Raw genomic sequence first — 15,909 nt, 5'->3', positions numbered from 1 at the left:
CGCTAAGCTTTTATACGCTTAGCGCCTCTAGGGTTAGTTATTTCAGTACATTCAAAGCACGTCGTAGCTTCTTTGCAAACTCTATGGGGGGTTCAACTGATTCAATATGCAAATACATGAGACGTGGCTTATCAAAGAGCCAGTGATTGTGCAGGGCAGAAACGATAAACCCTTCCTTACGAACAGCGTCAATAAATTTTTGGACTTCGTTTTGCAGGAGTGTAAATTCCCCCGTATTCAAGGTATTTCCTTCTTTATCGAGGGATTCAATGGTAATTTCATGCTCAGTATCATATGGTTTGCCCAAGATTGTTGCATTGAGATTACGCTGAATCGTGATAGAACAAGTATCATTTGACATGCCTGTCCCACCCAGAATTTTGGCTATACGATCGCATAAACTTTTCGGTATCTTCAAGTGTGATCCTCCTTTTCTTGATTTAATGCATTCTATGTAGAAGAGAATAAGAGGTTCTGGACAGAGGTAAAAAAGGGTGCATGTACAAAGTGATATTAGCAAAGAGATTACTACAAATGGTTACACGACAGACAAATTGCTCGTCGTATGCGAGAAGTGGCGTATGACACGCAGCAAAAAATAAGATAGCCACCACCTACCTAACTTTTGTGAGGTGTACGGCTATCTTCTTGTGTTTTGAACTGCCGCTATCATCAAAGCTTGCTCATGCACGGTCAGGCAACCTACAATAGCGAAGCCCTATACCCGTTTCGATCAGTAGTCGAGTTAGGTGAGTTATGTTTTTGGGGGTAAATATAAACATTTTGCTCAGGATTGAATGTAAAAACGCCATTTTATAAATACCATCCGAAAACATCCGATTTTAAACCTTCATCCGTTAAAGGTTCAGATGATATTGAACAAAAAAAGGCCAAACTATTTTTAGAGAAGAGAACTGACAAAGCGATGTGAGAAAAGGAGGGGGCAACATGGCTGGAATATAGCGATGTGGGATTCAGTGGAGGTTGAATATGATGAGCGAAGACCGGGGATAATACGAATTTAACTTAACTTTACAATTGTAAAGTTGGAAAGCAAGTGATTTAGAGGACTGCTTGTCCCATGTTTTAGCAGCCCTCTAAATCTTGCTACAATTCTACCACCAAGGACGCTCACTCAAGGCAATGATATATTTCACATTGGGGTCAACTCTTATTGCATCTTGGGCAGCAACATGTATTTTAATTTTTTCGCCAGCGTGCAAATATACATACCAGGTTTCACGTCCCGTATCCTTAAACACACGGTTTGCTGTACCACCAACACTCATATCACGAATCATATAGTCTAGGCTACGATTTTGATAGGTGTCGAAATTTATATAAAATGCTTTTCCTTGCCCAGTGTCGTTTGTCCATTGAAAATAGTCATGATCCATTCCGTATTCTGGTTTGGAAAGAGTGCCCTCAAAACTATCCATGATTCCTTGAAAATGATTCGGTGAGTCAAAACTATCAGGCTCTCGTGCATCACCCATAGCGAATGCTGAAGATGACATCGAAAGTAGGCAGGTCGTAAGTGCAAGCGTTGAAATCAGTTTCTTTAATTTCATAAATGAAACCTCCTAAATTTTGTTAAATGCCATTTGTATGCCTTATTTATTCACAAAAAAATGAAAGTTGCAGTTGCAGGTGATTGCTGCCCCTCCGGAACTATTTCATCGAAAAACACTCCTTCTTACTCTTATTTTTACCCGCCCTCAGAAGAGAAGCAGTTAACGGGATAGTGGACTAAATGTTACCAATAATGTTTATTTTCCACGTTTTCCCATTTATTACAAAAACATCATAACATGCATTTTTAAATAATACAATCGTATTGTTTAATGTTATTCTATGTTTTTTTTCGGCAGCGGTCTTCGCCTGAAGCCAAACCTTACTATAAGGTCGGGCAGGATCAGCGTAACGGATTATGAGAAGTACTGGACAGGGGCGAGTGCCAGGAGCCCTTTTTCGATTGAAAAATTAACTTATCAGCAACGGATCCAGTCCTGCCGCTTGTCCACTGCTTCTCCCATTCGAATACGCCGCTCCTGTCACAAGTGAACAGATTTCCTCTCTAAAGCTTGTGGCCGCAATAGGTATAAGGATTGGCTTGCGGCGGAGACTTCTGCCCGGAGGTTAGATATCTTCGGGGAATTATGGGTGCGATGTAACTTTATTCAAGAAAGGTGCGTCTAACAAATGTATTTTACAAACACCCTTGAAGCAAATTCCGATACCCTTGCCCCAATGAGGAGGTAACAAATACATGAAAAAGGTTGTGTTCATCGCTGCAATCGCAGCCGTTCTGTCTGTCGGACAGATCGCCTATCCAATTCAAGAGGCAGCAGCGGCAACGGTGGCCTCTTATCGCATTGCCTACAAAATGCCAACGGTCAATACGCTGGAAGAAAAAGAAGTTTTTCATTATCTCCTAAAAGGAGCGCTCAAGATCAAAAATCCGCATCCGGCCAGCATCCTGGACAAAAACAGAAGAGACCTCACGGAAATCGTCGGCGATCTAAACGGTACAGACACGCCGCGCGGTTTCATGATCGATGAATTCAGCGTTTCTAAAGATGGGTATTTACTTGCCCTGTACAATGAAATCGGGATATTGGATCCCGTCTATCCCCAAGGATATGATCCGGCCGCCATCAGCAAGCAAATATTGGACCAGCAAGCATCTGGTCAATGGGGAGGCGAGTTGCGGCAAAAGCGGGGGGAAATAGAATTAAAAGCGCGGATAAACGCACTTGTCCAGGCGGGGTACGTACAGCCTGAGGAACTGAAAGATCAGCGGCTTACGAAGCAATTTGTTGCGGAGACGTTGTACCGCATGTACAAGAAAGCGAGGCCTTATAAGGGGAGTGTAGCTCCCAAGGACAGCCAAAGTGAAGCGGTTCGCTGGGCAGTAGAGGTGGGAGTGCCGGGATTCCAGGTCGATGCAAAAGGGTATGTGTATCCGCAATCACAGCCGTACTACACAAATATGCTCGACTTCATCCATCTGTTTTTGCCTAGCAAAAAAACGGCGACTGGATGGGAGTATTTTCAATACGAAGTCAATCAAGACTTATTGCTAGAGGTTGTGCACAACTCTTCAGGCGAATTGTTGCATATAAACAACAAGCCGTTGTCTTCCCTACCCAACTATGTGATGCTATCTGATCTTCCAGAGAAGAAAAAAGCCGAAGAACAGCTCAGCGCCTCTCTTGCACCAAAAGTAATAGAGATGGTGGAACAGGTCCGGCGAGAAGTCCAAAAACCGCGCGTGTGGGACTGGCGAACAGACGTAATCCGGCATCCTTCCTTCACCAAACTTGTGAGTGAGTACCGGAAAACGAAGAGCCAAAAAGCGCTGAATCAGGTGTATCAAACAGTCAAGGCCCGTTACAATTTATTCGATCGGCAGGACTCGCCGCAGGTCATGAAAAGCGTCCTGGATCATATTCGGTGAGCTTTCGACGCATCTAGAAACTTTATCTTAAAAACATTATTATCTGTACCATTATCAAACAAAAGCACCCGTGTGGTGCTTTTTTCATGTTTCCTTCCTACTTTTTACAAGCCGTATGAGCGGAGGAGGATGGACAAAAAAAGACCCACCCTATAGCACTTCACTATGGGTGGGAGTGGGAAGTGTTACTCTGCCTATGGCTCACTCTTTAGGGATTCGATCCAGTCAGCATGACAGGTATCGCATAATAGTTCATCGCGATCCTGCTTACCTTGGAAAAACGTGATTTGGCGAACGCTGTCGGTTTCACGTTCACAGTAATAACAGCGATATTTCCCCAATTCGTTCCCTCCTTGAAGAGTTTTTCAAGAGTAACGATAGTTATCTTCTCCATCTGTGGTGTAATCTAACACACTTGGGATTTTTCAAATGATCACAAACTCACGGTTTAACGACGCTTTTTAACTTTCTCGGGAGTCTTGTTAAATGTAAAAAGGGAGAAGGATAAGATGTTGAGAGGCAAATTTAAAAATACTCTGTTATGTGCTGTTGCTGCTTCCGCTTTAACGATTGGTACTCAAGCTGCATTTGCGAGTGATAGCACACAGAATTCGATCCAGAAACTCAGTCAAGAGAAAGTCCAAGCCAATGCCCAAGGTCAGGTTCTTATTTCTTTTGATATTTCTAGAGTAGATCGTTGGCACAACTCAGAAACATTTACGGTAGACTCTACAAAATCAGTAAAGTTGAAAGTCAATACAGCTAATATCGTTTGGGCTCCGGTTTATCCAGATTCAAAGGTAAGTATCATTAGACTCGGTGACAGAAAAAGTGTGTCTATGTCGATAGTTGCAAGAGATTATAAGGAGGAGGACTTTATTCTGGAGCCCGGGACATATTACCTGGAGTTTGCTAATTATGCAAGTGTTCCGGTTTATATGAGGGGTTCTGTAGTTGAAAATTAATTTTGGGTGACATGGAGTATGTCAGTATGCTCACTCAGCGACAGGGGAAATTTACAACACTGATGAAGTGCTTCGTCGGTCAGGTAAAGCAACTGGGCAGCTGATTGGATCAAGGGAGAGGGCCTCGAACGTGTAGTTAATGGAATCGGAAATAAATGAGGATTTTAAAAAACAAAGGAGGCACGTAGTTTGGGTATGCCGCCTTTGTTTTTTTAATGATTGTGATGTTGTTTTTTCTAAATGTAGGTGCTAAGTCAATCAATAGTCCAAACACGAAGTAAGTAATGACATGCAGTAAGTAGGAAGAATGGTACTATTAGCATCCTGATGCACTTCCATTATCCAAAGGACGTGCAAATAGGAGGTTAGACTGAGAACCTCGAGGAGATATCACTCTCGAAATTTTAAAACGTTATGATGTCGCGAAGATGCAATAGAGAGATATATATTCGTATCCGGAATTTGCGGGCAACTTTATTTGACCAAGATTTCAACCTTGGTTCCGTCTGGAAAATCCTCTAGTTGATTGGAAATCCACGATCCAGCTCCGCGATTATCTGAAGGAGATATGTATTCGATATGTGCCCCTGTTCCACCCTCAGCACACATTGCCATCGGCCATTCGTCTCGATCGAACCCCTTTTTTGTAGGAATGCCCTTGAGGGATTGTTCGCGATTTTCATCTGCCCCACGACGGTCAATTGTGCATACGGCTGATTTCCCAGAGGCAACCGCTTCTTTAATATGCTTTGCAGTCTGAGGGTATCGATCAGACGGAAAAACAATCGTATGGTCTACGTTCCCGTTGCTGACTGTTTTGTTCTCTATTGGCACAAGTCCAAAGAAATAGGCGGCACCGATCAGTAACGCCACAATCAACATCAGCATTTTTTTCTGTGTCATGCTTTTGTCCTCCAATGTAAGTTCTTTATCAATAATAACACCGCCAAACATTATATCGAAGTGTTGTGAATGCTTAAAACCCTCTGTTAACCTTTATCAGAGGTGGGAAGTGTTAGGGTTACTTGAGCTATCGTGTGTACTTTTCATTAAGGAAAAAGCTTATTCAAAAAACAGATAAAGACGTATGGTGAATGAAATCACCTTAATCGACGTCCTTGGCACAGAAACCCACGAAGTGGTAGACGCTGTGCAGCTCAAACTGGGGTCCAATAAAAGTGCGCAGAACTCCATCGTCAACGTGGAGTTATTTAAAGGGGGTCCGATCACCGTGGGGATTACAAAAACAGGAGCAGCAGATTTTACGAAAGAAGTTAACACGGGGGAATCGATCAAAGAATCGATAAATACAAAAGAAGGCATAGATTACACGAAGTATATTCGCTTGTTGTATCGTTTCGAAGAGGATATGGCAGAAGATGTCGCGCGTTTTTTGGAGCGAGGAAAGTTAGCAACCGAACAATATGTGGGGATTACCGGTGAAGGATACGAAGCATCCGTAGTTGATCAGCAGGTTGTCGGATAGTCAAACGGATGCTCGAAATAAACTTTGTAATCGATCAAATCCCAAGGAACAATACTTGAAACATCTTGCTGAATAAAAGGAAATGGCGCTCCCATAAGTACATGGTCATGTTGCTTAACGTCAGTAATGGTGACTGGAAAACTAAGTGGAGTGAAAGCGACTAAATCACAAGAAAACCTTGTGAATAGTATTTCAACAAAAAGTTATTTTGTAGCGGTGACATAAAACATCTCTGCCAACACGAAAACCTGAAAAGCAGCCACACCAAACAGAGCAAAGGCCATCTTACGGTTTTTCTTCAGTTCAAATGATCCTAAAGAGGCCATGACAACGGCAAGGCATATCATCGTTACTATTCTTAAAAAAGCCACATGTGTAAAAATATTCACTACTGCAATAGAGAAGGCAACTACTGAAAAGATATGGAACCAAAGAGGTCTATTTTTCATAAAGAATCACCAATAATTCCCTTTTTACAACAATTTTAACAGATAGTCTGATTAAGTCCACTTAACACAGGGGTAATTATAAATTTTGTCATAGTGAATGCCATTAGACCGATCCATTTAGCAGGTGGATCTGGAAACATAGAAACATGAAAATGTCTCCGAGAATGGTAAAAAGAAAAACTCCCTAACAAACAGGGAGTGGTAATAATACAACCAGTTAGGATGGTGTTTATTGGAGCAGGCTCACATTACATCTCGCGTTCTGGACACCACCAACCGCACCCATGACGCATGCAAATCCAGATACACCCTCCAGCTTGAGCTGGATAATAAGATGAATATTGCACCAATTGACCATTTACTTTCTTGAATTTCTTAGAATTAACTTTCTTTTTTTTCATGGGATATGTCCTCCTTTAGGATGGGTCTAAAATAAGGTATTAACATAATTTTCCTTTTGACTGTACGAGTGTTCTCAAGTGACAAAAATGGACGGAATAAACCGTTTTAAGTAATTTGGATCTTTGTAGTAACGGGCATTATGTATTCAATACAATGAGGCACCATCCTGTCTGATAGGAGGTGCCTCTTCGTGTTTTTTGGTATAGTCCATCACTTCGTATACTTTCCCGCTCCTGTTTTTAGGAGACGGGTTCAAAAGTATTCTATATATCGAAAAGCGAGCGTTAAAGACGTGCTCGTAAGATACACTTTTCATTAATTGACAAGCTTACGGGTGAATTTTATTTAGATTGAAGATGTTCCTCTTGTTTCACTATTTTGCGTGTGTAAGGGATACTTCAAAGGCATCTAAAATCTCTAAAAAATGCGAGGCTTCTCTAAATACATGGTCAGCGAGCAATGGGGGGATTATGCTCTTTATTTTGCATTCCTCAATGAGATCACGAGCTGTTTTTTTGAAGTCACGCAATTGGCGGACAGATACACGATTTTGATCGACAAATTGATTCAGTAACGGTTTCGTTTGAGACTGGGGACGCATGGAATCAAGATCCTGAGCTTGGAACAATAATTGATCAAAATCATGGCTGAATTCTCTAGCTTGATCCACTAGCTTTCTTTCGGAAGGATCGAGCAAATGGTTAATAAATTTCGCATGGTCAGCCATGATTCGTAGGAAAAAGACATTTTCATTAATCACCGCATCTGGTAAGGGATCAAGGTTTCCCGTATTCAATTGTTCTAATCGATTCCGAAAATAGGCAGCTTCCCTGCTCACATGATCGACCAACAGCGGAAAGTTGTTACCACCGATTTTGCAATGAATAATAAGTCCGAGTACTTTGCGTTTGAAAGCCCAAATATAGGAAACGGCATTGTGAACGAGCTGATTAAAGTCATAGATTCGTTGAGGGTCGATGTCAGAAGAAAAGGCAAGTGATTGGTTTTCAATTTCTTCAAAAATACTGTAAAAGCGATTCGCTTCTTCAATCAATTTTGTGTCTTCGCAGTTAAAGCCCAATTTGAGAAACAGGGAGTGTTCTTTCATGATACGAGACCAAAAACGTATTTCCTCTAATGATCGATCAACAAAAACATTTGTCATGTAGTACCTCCGCATAGGATTTGAGCAGTTCATAGCCCATTTTCCACTTTTGATCACACATAATGTATGTCTATGCGTTTACCCAGTTTCGTGAATGGGCAGGAGCACAGAATTAAAAAAATTCTGGTGTTTTCTGGCTTGTCCCACGAAAAAAACTCCCTGTAACGGGAGTTTTCCATGTCAAAAACGACGCATCGAATGCATTTGCGTTCTGTGGTGATGGGCCCTCATGCGATGGAAGTGTTCTCTTTCTCGAAAGGTATGATGACGCAGTCGATCATGACGATGTTCAAAAGCTAGAGAGCGAAAACGTTCTGCTTGCCGCATGTGGTGATGCATACGCTGTCTATGATGCTCAATTGGATCCATGACACTACCCCCTTAACGTTGGTACTAATAGGATATGAGGACAGCTTCCTGCTTGCTTATGCATAAGTGGATATCGTAAAGAAAGAATGAAAAAGAGGCGTAAAGCCTTTCGCTTTCGCCTGGTGATGAACAAGGTTAATCTTTTACTCGATTCGCGGTCTGGTGGGGAAACAGTCTGGTGACGGCACGTCGGAAACCTCAGATAGCTTCATCAAATAGTAGCATTCTTCTCGAGACATATGGTCGGCCATGAGCGGGGATAAAACTCCAAGCAATTCATCACGCATCCGCATCTCTTCCAATTCATGCAAAAATACCTGAAAAAGCTTCATTTCCATTTCTGCTTGATGGTTAAAACGGCGTAATGCCGGGAAGTTATTCAAGTTTGTTCGGAGATACCCGGCTAATTCCACCGCTTTTAGGTAAAAATGCTCGAACTGCTTGGTAAACTGTTCACTTTTAAGCTGATAATCTTTTTCCACCATATCCAAAAGGGAAGTGATGGTGGCTGCATGCCCGACCGCATCGGATAGCCACAAAAGATGGAGCTCTACCGGGTGATTGGCAGGTGGCAAGCCTCCGGAGAGAAAAGCATGCAAAATTCGTTCATACTCTTCTAGTTCATTGACCATGTGGTTCATAAACGTTGGGGGAAGACTGATCGATATTGTACTGACGAGGTGCCTTTCCAGAATGTGGAGTTTATACTCACGCAGTTGTTGCGTGAGTTCACTTGCCTGCTGGTTGAGTGTGTGCAGTTCATCGGAAGACAGCTTCTGCCTGGCGTTATCCAGCAAGTTATCGAATGACATGATAAAGTATACGGCCCTTTCAATTTCCTGCTCTTCATTCGGAGCGAGTGATTGAAAAATAAAGCGGGCATGATCGCCCAGAATTTGTAGCCAGAAACGATGCTCAAACAACATACTTTCTCTTAAAGGTTCATTCACTGTTGTTCCCTCCTTACTCCCCATCAAGATATGTAAAAGCGCCCAGAAGTGTGTGACGGATTGACCTTGACTCTCAAATGGACATAAATGGTAAAATACTTGTAGGAGGAGCAGCGGTAAGGGGGGAGAATATGAAGAGACCAATCAAAAATATACCAAAGACAGGCAGCGAATGGTTGTGGGATGTAGTTGGTTGTTTATTTTTCGTAGGATCGCTATTCTTTTTAGTCTTTGTATGGAATAAGCTTCCTGACGAGGTGCCTGCCCATTATAATGCTTTGGGGGAAGTAGATCGCTGGGGCTCCAAATGGGAACTGCTTCTTTTACCCGGGATTGGCGTCTTTATTGTTTTCCTCATGAAGGTGCTCGAAAAACATCCAGAGCTCCATAACTATCCGGCACGCTTCTCTGAATCGAATGCCGAGCAGTTTTATTTGCACAGTCGAAAAATCGTGAACCAAATAAAAAATAGTTGCTTAATCATTTTTTCCGTAATCCTGTTGGAGTCAGTTTCCATTGCTCAAGGATGGGGAGGCGGCTTTGGGAAGTGGTTTCTGCCGATCACCATCATTGGGATGATCGTTCTGCTTGTAATAGGAATCGTGAAACAAAAAAAGATTCAATGAGAAGCATGAGCGAGGGGGCCTTCTAACGGAAAGGGCCTCTTCTTGGTTTTTAAAACGAAAATCATGAGGACATATGTCCTTCCCTATCCACCTCGCCATCCTTTTTAATTAGGAACAGATCAGTGTGAGGTGAGAGGATGAAAGGAATTATTTTTGCTATTTTGGGCGGTGTTTTCATTACCTTGCAAGGTGTCGCGAACGCAAGAATCAGTCAAGATATTGGTACATGGCAGACCGCGACACTTACGCAGTTAACGGGGTTCCTCACGGCTTTACTACTCCTGTTGTTTTTTCGAGACGGAAAATGGCAGGCATACAGGCGAGTGAAACCGTTATATTTGACAGGTGGGGCATTCGCTGCGTTTATCATTTTTAGCAATGTTACGGCTATCCAGCATATCGGGGTAACTATGACGATTTCAGCTCTCTTGATTGCGCAGTTAAGCCTGACTTTTCTCATTGATAGCAATGGGTGGTTTGGTGTCCAGCAACAAAAGATGAGGCTGCCGCATTTTATCGGGATCGGGATGATGATTCTGGGTGTGTTGATTCTGAGGGCCTGATAGCGAGAGGATGAAACAGAGGGATGAAGGAAATCGAAAATCTTGAGCTTTTGCAACAATATCTCCATGACCATCAGTTAGCGACTGTCTTTCATGAGCCTTTTCTGCCGCATTTGTCCTTGTACCAATTTGATCAAGGAGAGCTCATTTGTGCCCAGGGTGAAGCGACCTGTCACCTGTATGTTTTGGTGAAGGGCAAAGTAAAGATTTTTACGACTTCCCCTGAAGGAAAAACACTGATCCTTTCCTTTAAAAAGCCGCTTGAAGTGATCGGAGATATTGAGTATGTCCGAGGGATTTCTTATCTTAATTCGGTTGAAGCGGCCTCGTCTGTTCAGATGATCGGGATTCATTATCGCTGGTTGAAAAAATACGGGACAGACTACGCTCCACTCCTGCAATTTTTACTGCAAATCATTACGAATAAATTTTGTGTGAAGTCCAATACATTAAGCATCAACCTTCTGTACCCAGTAGAAGTACGTTTCGCTCGTTATTTGTTGTCCGTTTCGATTGAGGAGTGGAATCCTGCCAACAAAGAGCAGATCTGTACAAGCAATCTCTTGGATGCAGCGAATATGATTGGAACGAGCTATAGACATTTGAATCGGGTCATTCAACAGTTCTGCAAGGAGGGACTGATTGAGCGTGCCAATGGATTCCTTCTGATCAAGGATAGGGAAGGTTTAGCTAAAATGGCGAGCGAGACTTCGAACGAATAAGGAGACAGGAGTGTCAAAATCATGGTAGTCGGGCTATTCTTCGCGTTACTGGCTGGCTTGTTGGTCAGCCTGCAAAATATTTTCAACAGGAAAGTAAGTGAACAGGCAGGAACGTGGTCTACGACGACTCTCGTGCTTGGGATGGGATTTCTGTCGTCTTTGACGATGGGTCTTATTTTTGAAGGCAATCAGTTGTTTTCGTTTCGAGCTATGCAGACGTGGTACTGGTTCAGTGGCATGATCGGCGTTGGGGTGGTCTTTTGCCTGGTACAAGGAATGAGACTGCTTGGCCCAACGTATGCTATTTCCATTGTTCTCACTGCCCAGCTCGGTTTTGCTTTGTGGTCGGATTCAATCGGCTGGCTAGGGTTGGTTCAAGTGCCGATGACATTTACGCAATTGTTTGGAGTTTTGGTCATTGTCGGGGGTGTCATTGTATTTAAACTAGGTGGCGAATGGCAACAGAAACGCTCCATAAGTAAGATGTAAATTTATTGTTGACTTAATTTTAAACGTCATGTTAAAATAAAAAATTTTAAATTCGATTTTTATGTTATAATGGTTATAGATTGCTTTGAAGGAGGTGGACGTATGTTTCAAGTTGGAGACAAGGTTTTTTATCCGATGCACGGGGCAGGCGTAATCGAGGCGATGGAGGAGAAAGAGTTTCTGGGTGAAAAACACCTCTATTATGTGCTCAACATGATGCTGAAAGAGTTAAACATCATGGTCCCGGTTGAAAAGATGTCCGCTCTTGGTATTCGAAAGGTGGTTGAAGCCAACATTCTCGAGAATGTTTTGGCCGCCATACGAGAGGGGCAACGCGACACCGCCTTGAATGCAGCGCAGCGCTACAAGCTTCATACAGAAAAAATGAAGAGTGGCGATATTTACGAGCAATCTGAGGTCATCCGCGATTTGTTTGGAATGAGTAAAGAAAAAGTATTGGGAACGAGTGACAAAGTGATGCTGGATAATGCGCAGCAGCTCTTCATTAGTGAGATTGAACTGGTAAAAGACGTAGATACGGAACAGGCAACAGAAATGCTAAAGCAAGCTATTTGCCCAGAAGAAATGTCTGAGATTGTCCCATAAATACCATACAAGGGAAGTAAGGGGAGTGATTGTTATTGCAATCGCCCCCCTTTTTTGTATATCCGTCAGAGCAACAGGCCACGATCCAGGGTAAATTCTTGGCGACTGGCAAACTGGTGGTATCCAGCACGTAAAAAGGCTTTGGCCATTGGCGTGTTTTTTATATCGGTATCCGCGCGGATGTAAGTTTCGCCAGCTTGTACAAGAACGTCTGTGGCCTGTTTCAGCAATTGATCAATATAACCGTGTCCTCTTTGCTCGGGGAGAACACCGATGTATCCAATCGTAGCAAAGGCAGGGCTGACCGTAGGCATCAAAAATCCAATGAGCTCATTTTTTGCCGTATAGGCAAGTTGCCACCATTCCGGTTCGTATTTCATTTGTTGCAAATCTTGGAACATTTCCTGTGCCTGGGCTCGAGGGCCTTTTTTCAAGCGCTCCTCTGTTATTTGTTGATCATGGGTGAATTGCGAGACACGCAAGATGGCATCCACAAATGCAGCCTCGCCAACCTCAGGAAGAGTGCGGTACACAATCGGATCATGCGTTTTGTTTGACGGTATAGCAGTTGCCTCAATCGGAGCATGCCATTCGAATCGGTTTGTTTCCCGGCTAATCCGAAAGCCAAGCGCGTCCAGAACATTTCTTTGCTCTTGGTGATCCGTTTGCCATTGGGGAGAGGAGGAAGGTGAATCCAGAACATAGCCGATTTTCTCCGTGAGGTTTCCTGCCATGAGTGTGAAGACTTCGCGTAAGAAATGAGCTGCGAGCGAAGGGCATTCTGTCTCTTTCCATGGAAGCTCCCACAATACCAAATCAGTCGCTTGCTTACTGCCAGGCAATGTCCAGAAAGCAAGACGACCAGCGATCTCACCTTGTACCTCCAGAACAAAGCACCAGTCCTGACGCATGGCTCCTTGTGCGAACATTTTATCGAGGTAAGCAGCGATATCATCCCGCACGGATGCAGGGTGATCCGGGAAGGCTAGAAATGCAGGTAAATCCTCCGGGTGGATACGGCGAACGGTGGTCAAGCAGTCATCTCTCCTTTGTAACCATCTAAAGTGAAGTGGTTAGTTACAAGTGGATTTTACCAAAATGTTCTGTCAATCGTCAATCGTCGCCTATGTAGAAAAGAGGAAGGGTAGGGAGCATCCTGCCGGCTCCCTCGTTTGCTCCTGTTGTTATTCAATCAATACGCCCCGCGCCCTACCTATGATGCGGGTGGCGCGACTCCATAGCAACTGGAGCTTTTTTCTCTGCAGGGGGCGCACATACAGATCAGGGCTTTTCAGGTAGGAACGCATGGGGATGACGCGAAAGCATACACGTCCTTGACTTACATACCGTTGCGAAAACGTCGGAATGACCGAAATTTGCTCGAGTGAAACCTGATTCCTCTCATCTTTTTCGACGGTAAATCGCAGGATTGCTCCGCACTGGGATTGATCAAACGAGAGCATTTTCTCTGATGTAAAATTGCCCAAAGAATACGCGACTAGTGTTTGTCTCTTTGTCCCGTGAGGAGTCATGATACTCGGGGTGACGACAGGCTGCAGAACATGTGGGTGAGCCCCGAGGATGACATCAGCACCGTTGTCGAGCAGTCTTTGTACGAGCTGACGCTGGCGAGTCGTTGGAGTATAGCGGAATTCAATCCCAAAATGAAGGGAGATGATCACAACATCGACGAGAGGACGGACTTTTCTCAGGTCGGATAATATTGTGTCAAGATGAAGAAGTCGGACGATCCATGGTGTATGAGCGGGGATCACCTGCTTGTTTGTCCCGTAGGTGTAAGCAAGCAGGGCGATGCGAATGCCGTTTACCTCCTTGATCAGGTAGGTATTTGCCTCCTCAAGGCTTCGATAGGTTCCGGTATGGGCAAGCTTGTATCGATCCAAAACATCAAGGGTTCGGCATAGTCCGGTTACCCCGCCATCCAGACAGTGATTATTCACTGTAGTCAATACGTCAAATCCAGATGCTTTCAAGTCCCGAGCCAATTCATCTGGACAGTTGAAGCGAGGGTAACCGGTTCGTGCCGAACCGATTTGATAGGGCTGTGTTTTCCCGGAAAAAGTGGTTTCTAAATTGCCTATTGTGAGATCTGCCGCTGAGAGAATCGGTGTCACGGGGTGAAACATATCTGTAAAAGAGAATTGATCTGTACCAGGCAGTCTGGCAGTTGCCACCTGCTCTTTCCACATCAGGATGTCGCCTACAGCGGCGATGGTGGCCTTCTTTTTCATGCGCTTCACCTCCCCTCCTACTCTATTCCAGAAGTCGTCCGTCTGATTTGGATAGTAGCGGAACGTTTTCATAGATAATGGTCTATACAGGCTGTCTATGTCGTTCATACAATAGGAAAGCTGATCGAGAGAAGAAGAACGAGGCAAAGGGGTGATACCCGTGAAAAAGAAGAGAAGAGCTGTAGCACCTGTAAAGACGCTGATTCTCGACAAGCCAGTTATCGCTGTGACGGGAAGCGCAGGGAAGACTACGACAAAGGAAATGATCTACACCATCCTGAATCTGCGCATGCCCACATATAAATCGATGTACAACAAGAACTTCCTGGGAAATACAAGAGCGCATACCAAAAGAATTCGGGACGAGCACAAGGCCGTTGTGCTTGAGTATGGAATTTATCGAAGCGGTCATTTGCGACAGCACTGCAAAATCATCCAGCCGTCGATGGGAGTCATCACGAATATTGGCACGGCTCATATCGGAAATTTTGGCGGAGATGCCAGGCGGCTGGCATTAGCAAAAACGGAGTTAATTCGCCATATGAAACCCACGGGAACCATTTTTCTGAATTGGGATTGTCCTTATTCTCGCGAGTTTATTCAACAGCCTTACCTAGGGTCGTTCACGGGAAAAATCGTGACATTTGGCAAGGAGCAGGAGGCGGACTATAAGGCGGGGCGAACGAAAATAGAAGGCAATGGGTTTCGATTCGAATGTTCTTTGCGTGGAGAAAAGGAGTCATTTTTTGTTCCTATTCCTGGCGAGCATAATTTATACAACGCATTGGCTGCTATCGCAGTTGCACATACGATGGGGATTCCCGTCGATGACATTCGTCGCGGGTTGAGTCAGTTTCGCGGACAGCGAAAACGTCTTACCAGCTATCGGCTCGCGAATAACATTCAGGTGCTGGATGATACCTTTAGCTCGAATCCGGATGCGGCCAAGGCAGCGATTGATGTGCTAAGCCAGGTCGGGCATACCACAAAGATCGCCGTGCTCGCCAGCATGCTGGAAATGGGCAAATACGACGTAAAAGGTCATGAGGATGTCGGGAAATATTTGAGTCAAAAAAATGTAGACTATTTATATACGCTGGGAAGTAGTGCTAGGTATATTGCAAGAGCAGCGATTCGCTCTGGATTTCCGGCAAATCGGGTGAGGCATTGCTTGAGTAAGGCAGGCTTGCATCGCCGTCTAGCAAAACAGCTGAAGCCAAATACAGCCTTTCTCGTAAAAGGTTCAAATCGGTTGAAAATGGGAGAGACTGTACAATTTTTGTGCAGGGTAACTGCCAATCAAAGCATTGGGAAAGAGTGAATGCGGGAGCTGACAAGGATTTATATACAGGCTATTGCGGAAAAAATAGGTGAATGACGGCGGGCAAACGCACATACCATCTGT

The 15,909-nt window shown here is 44.0% G+C and carries 20 protein-coding genes; 10 read left to right on the top strand and 10 right to left on the bottom strand.

The window, feature by feature from the left end:
* Positions 1-37: 37 nt before the first annotated feature.
* Positions 38-418, bottom strand: a complete 381-nt coding sequence (locus M3630_RS04850) for a DUF1259 domain-containing protein (RefSeq protein WP_173611550.1) — start codon at positions 416-418, stop codon at positions 38-40.
* 697 nt (positions 419-1,115) lie between these two features.
* Positions 1,116-1,571, bottom strand: coding sequence for a hypothetical protein (locus M3630_RS04845; protein WP_251251397.1), 456 nt, complete (start codon positions 1,569-1,571; stop codon positions 1,116-1,118).
* Between the two features lie 698 nt (positions 1,572-2,269).
* Here M3630_RS04845 and M3630_RS04840 point away from each other — a divergent pair.
* Positions 2,270-3,460 (top strand): hypothetical protein, encoded by a 1,191-nt coding sequence (locus M3630_RS04840; protein WP_251251396.1) that lies wholly within the window; start codon positions 2,270-2,272, stop codon positions 3,458-3,460.
* 208 nt (positions 3,461-3,668) lie between these two features.
* Here M3630_RS04840 and M3630_RS04835 read toward each other — a convergent pair whose 3' ends face one another.
* Positions 3,669-3,854 carry a hypothetical protein gene (locus tag M3630_RS04835; RefSeq protein WP_173611547.1) on the bottom strand — a complete coding sequence of 62 codons (186 nt, stop codon included), beginning with the start codon at positions 3,852-3,854 and terminating at the stop codon, positions 3,669-3,671.
* A 115-nt stretch (positions 3,855-3,969) separates the two neighbouring features.
* On the opposite strand from M3630_RS04835, the gene M3630_RS04830 reads away from it, so the two are divergent.
* Positions 3,970-4,425 (top strand): hypothetical protein, encoded by a 456-nt coding sequence (locus M3630_RS04830; protein WP_251251395.1) that lies wholly within the window; start codon positions 3,970-3,972, stop codon positions 4,423-4,425.
* A gap of 474 nt (positions 4,426-4,899) precedes the next feature.
* On the opposite strand, the gene M3630_RS04825 is transcribed toward M3630_RS04830, so the two are convergent.
* The gene (locus M3630_RS04825) at positions 4,900-5,328 is read right to left on the bottom strand and encodes a NucA/NucB deoxyribonuclease domain-containing protein (RefSeq protein ID WP_251251394.1); all 429 of its coding nucleotides are present in this window, start codon (positions 5,326-5,328) and stop codon (positions 4,900-4,902) included.
* A gap of 328 nt (positions 5,329-5,656) precedes the next feature.
* Here M3630_RS04825 and M3630_RS04820 point away from each other — a divergent pair, with 328 nt between their 5' ends.
* Entirely contained in the window at positions 5,657-5,911 is a 255-nt protein-coding gene (locus M3630_RS04820) for a hypothetical protein (RefSeq protein ID WP_251251393.1), read from the top strand.
* Positions 5,912-6,114: 203 nt separating this feature from the next.
* On the opposite strand, the gene M3630_RS04815 is transcribed toward M3630_RS04820, so the two are convergent.
* The 3 genes from M3630_RS04815 to M3630_RS04805 form a co-directional block, all read right to left on the bottom strand.
* Positions 6,115-6,360 (bottom strand): hypothetical protein, encoded by a 246-nt coding sequence (locus M3630_RS04815; protein ID WP_173611542.1) that lies wholly within the window; start codon positions 6,358-6,360, stop codon positions 6,115-6,117.
* A 248-nt stretch (positions 6,361-6,608) separates the two neighbouring features.
* The gene (locus M3630_RS04810) at positions 6,609-6,761 is read right to left on the bottom strand and encodes a hypothetical protein (RefSeq protein WP_221868915.1); all 153 of its coding nucleotides are present in this window, start codon (positions 6,759-6,761) and stop codon (positions 6,609-6,611) included.
* Positions 6,762-7,135: 374 nt separating this feature from the next.
* Entirely contained in the window at positions 7,136-7,927 is a 792-nt protein-coding gene (locus M3630_RS04805) for a DUF2935 domain-containing protein (protein ID WP_173611540.1), read from the bottom strand.
* 177 nt (positions 7,928-8,104) lie between these two features.
* On the opposite strand from M3630_RS04805, the gene M3630_RS30910 reads away from it, so the two are divergent.
* Positions 8,105-8,227: a hypothetical protein gene (locus tag M3630_RS30910; RefSeq protein ID WP_255675679.1), complete on the top strand. Its 123-nt coding sequence runs from the start codon at positions 8,105-8,107 to the stop codon at positions 8,225-8,227.
* A 212-nt stretch (positions 8,228-8,439) separates the two neighbouring features.
* Here M3630_RS30910 and M3630_RS04800 read toward each other — a convergent pair whose 3' ends face one another.
* Entirely contained in the window at positions 8,440-9,246 is an 807-nt protein-coding gene (locus M3630_RS04800; RefSeq protein ID WP_251251392.1) for a DUF2935 domain-containing protein, read from the bottom strand.
* A 131-nt stretch (positions 9,247-9,377) separates the two neighbouring features.
* Between M3630_RS04800 and M3630_RS04795 the strand changes: the two genes are divergently transcribed.
* From M3630_RS04795 to M3630_RS04775, 5 genes are all read left to right on the top strand, one after another.
* On the top strand, positions 9,378-9,872 hold the full coding sequence (locus tag M3630_RS04795; protein WP_237900561.1) for a DUF1648 domain-containing protein: 495 nt from the start codon (positions 9,378-9,380) through the stop codon (positions 9,870-9,872).
* Between the two features lie 137 nt (positions 9,873-10,009).
* Positions 10,010-10,435, top strand: a complete 426-nt coding sequence (locus tag M3630_RS04790; RefSeq protein WP_251251391.1) for a DMT family transporter — start codon at positions 10,010-10,012, stop codon at positions 10,433-10,435.
* A gap of 23 nt (positions 10,436-10,458) precedes the next feature.
* Positions 10,459-11,157, top strand: coding sequence for a Crp/Fnr family transcriptional regulator (locus M3630_RS04785; RefSeq protein ID WP_251251390.1), 699 nt, complete (start codon positions 10,459-10,461; stop codon positions 11,155-11,157).
* Between the two features lie 21 nt (positions 11,158-11,178).
* Positions 11,179-11,646: a DMT family transporter gene (locus M3630_RS04780; protein ID WP_237900565.1), complete on the top strand. Its 468-nt coding sequence runs from the start codon at positions 11,179-11,181 to the stop codon at positions 11,644-11,646.
* 102 nt (positions 11,647-11,748) lie between these two features.
* Complete coding sequence (locus M3630_RS04775) at positions 11,749-12,252, top strand: CarD family transcriptional regulator (protein WP_173611534.1); 504 nt, start codon at positions 11,749-11,751, stop codon at positions 12,250-12,252.
* Between the two features lie 65 nt (positions 12,253-12,317).
* Here M3630_RS04775 and M3630_RS04770 read toward each other — a convergent pair whose 3' ends face one another.
* On the bottom strand, positions 12,318-13,286 hold the full coding sequence (locus tag M3630_RS04770) for a GNAT family N-acetyltransferase (RefSeq protein ID WP_251251389.1): 969 nt from the start codon (positions 13,284-13,286) through the stop codon (positions 12,318-12,320).
* A 150-nt stretch (positions 13,287-13,436) separates the two neighbouring features.
* Entirely contained in the window at positions 13,437-14,504 is a 1,068-nt protein-coding gene (locus M3630_RS04765; protein ID WP_251251388.1) for a CapA family protein, read from the bottom strand.
* 154 nt (positions 14,505-14,658) lie between these two features.
* Between M3630_RS04765 and M3630_RS04760 the strand changes: the two genes are divergently transcribed.
* Positions 14,659-15,825: a UDP-N-acetylmuramoyl-tripeptide--D-alanyl-D-alanine ligase gene (locus M3630_RS04760; RefSeq protein ID WP_483298456.1), complete on the top strand. Its 1,167-nt coding sequence runs from the start codon at positions 14,659-14,661 to the stop codon at positions 15,823-15,825.
* The last annotated feature ends 84 nt before the right edge of the window (positions 15,826-15,909 follow it).

The organism is Brevibacillus sp. MER 51, assembly GCF_023714195.1.
In the GTDB taxonomy this organism is placed as follows: domain Bacteria; phylum Bacillota; class Bacilli; order Brevibacillales; family Brevibacillaceae; genus Brevibacillus.
The sequence above is the reverse complement of the archived record's forward strand: the minus strand, read 5'-3'. Positions and strand labels throughout refer to the sequence as shown.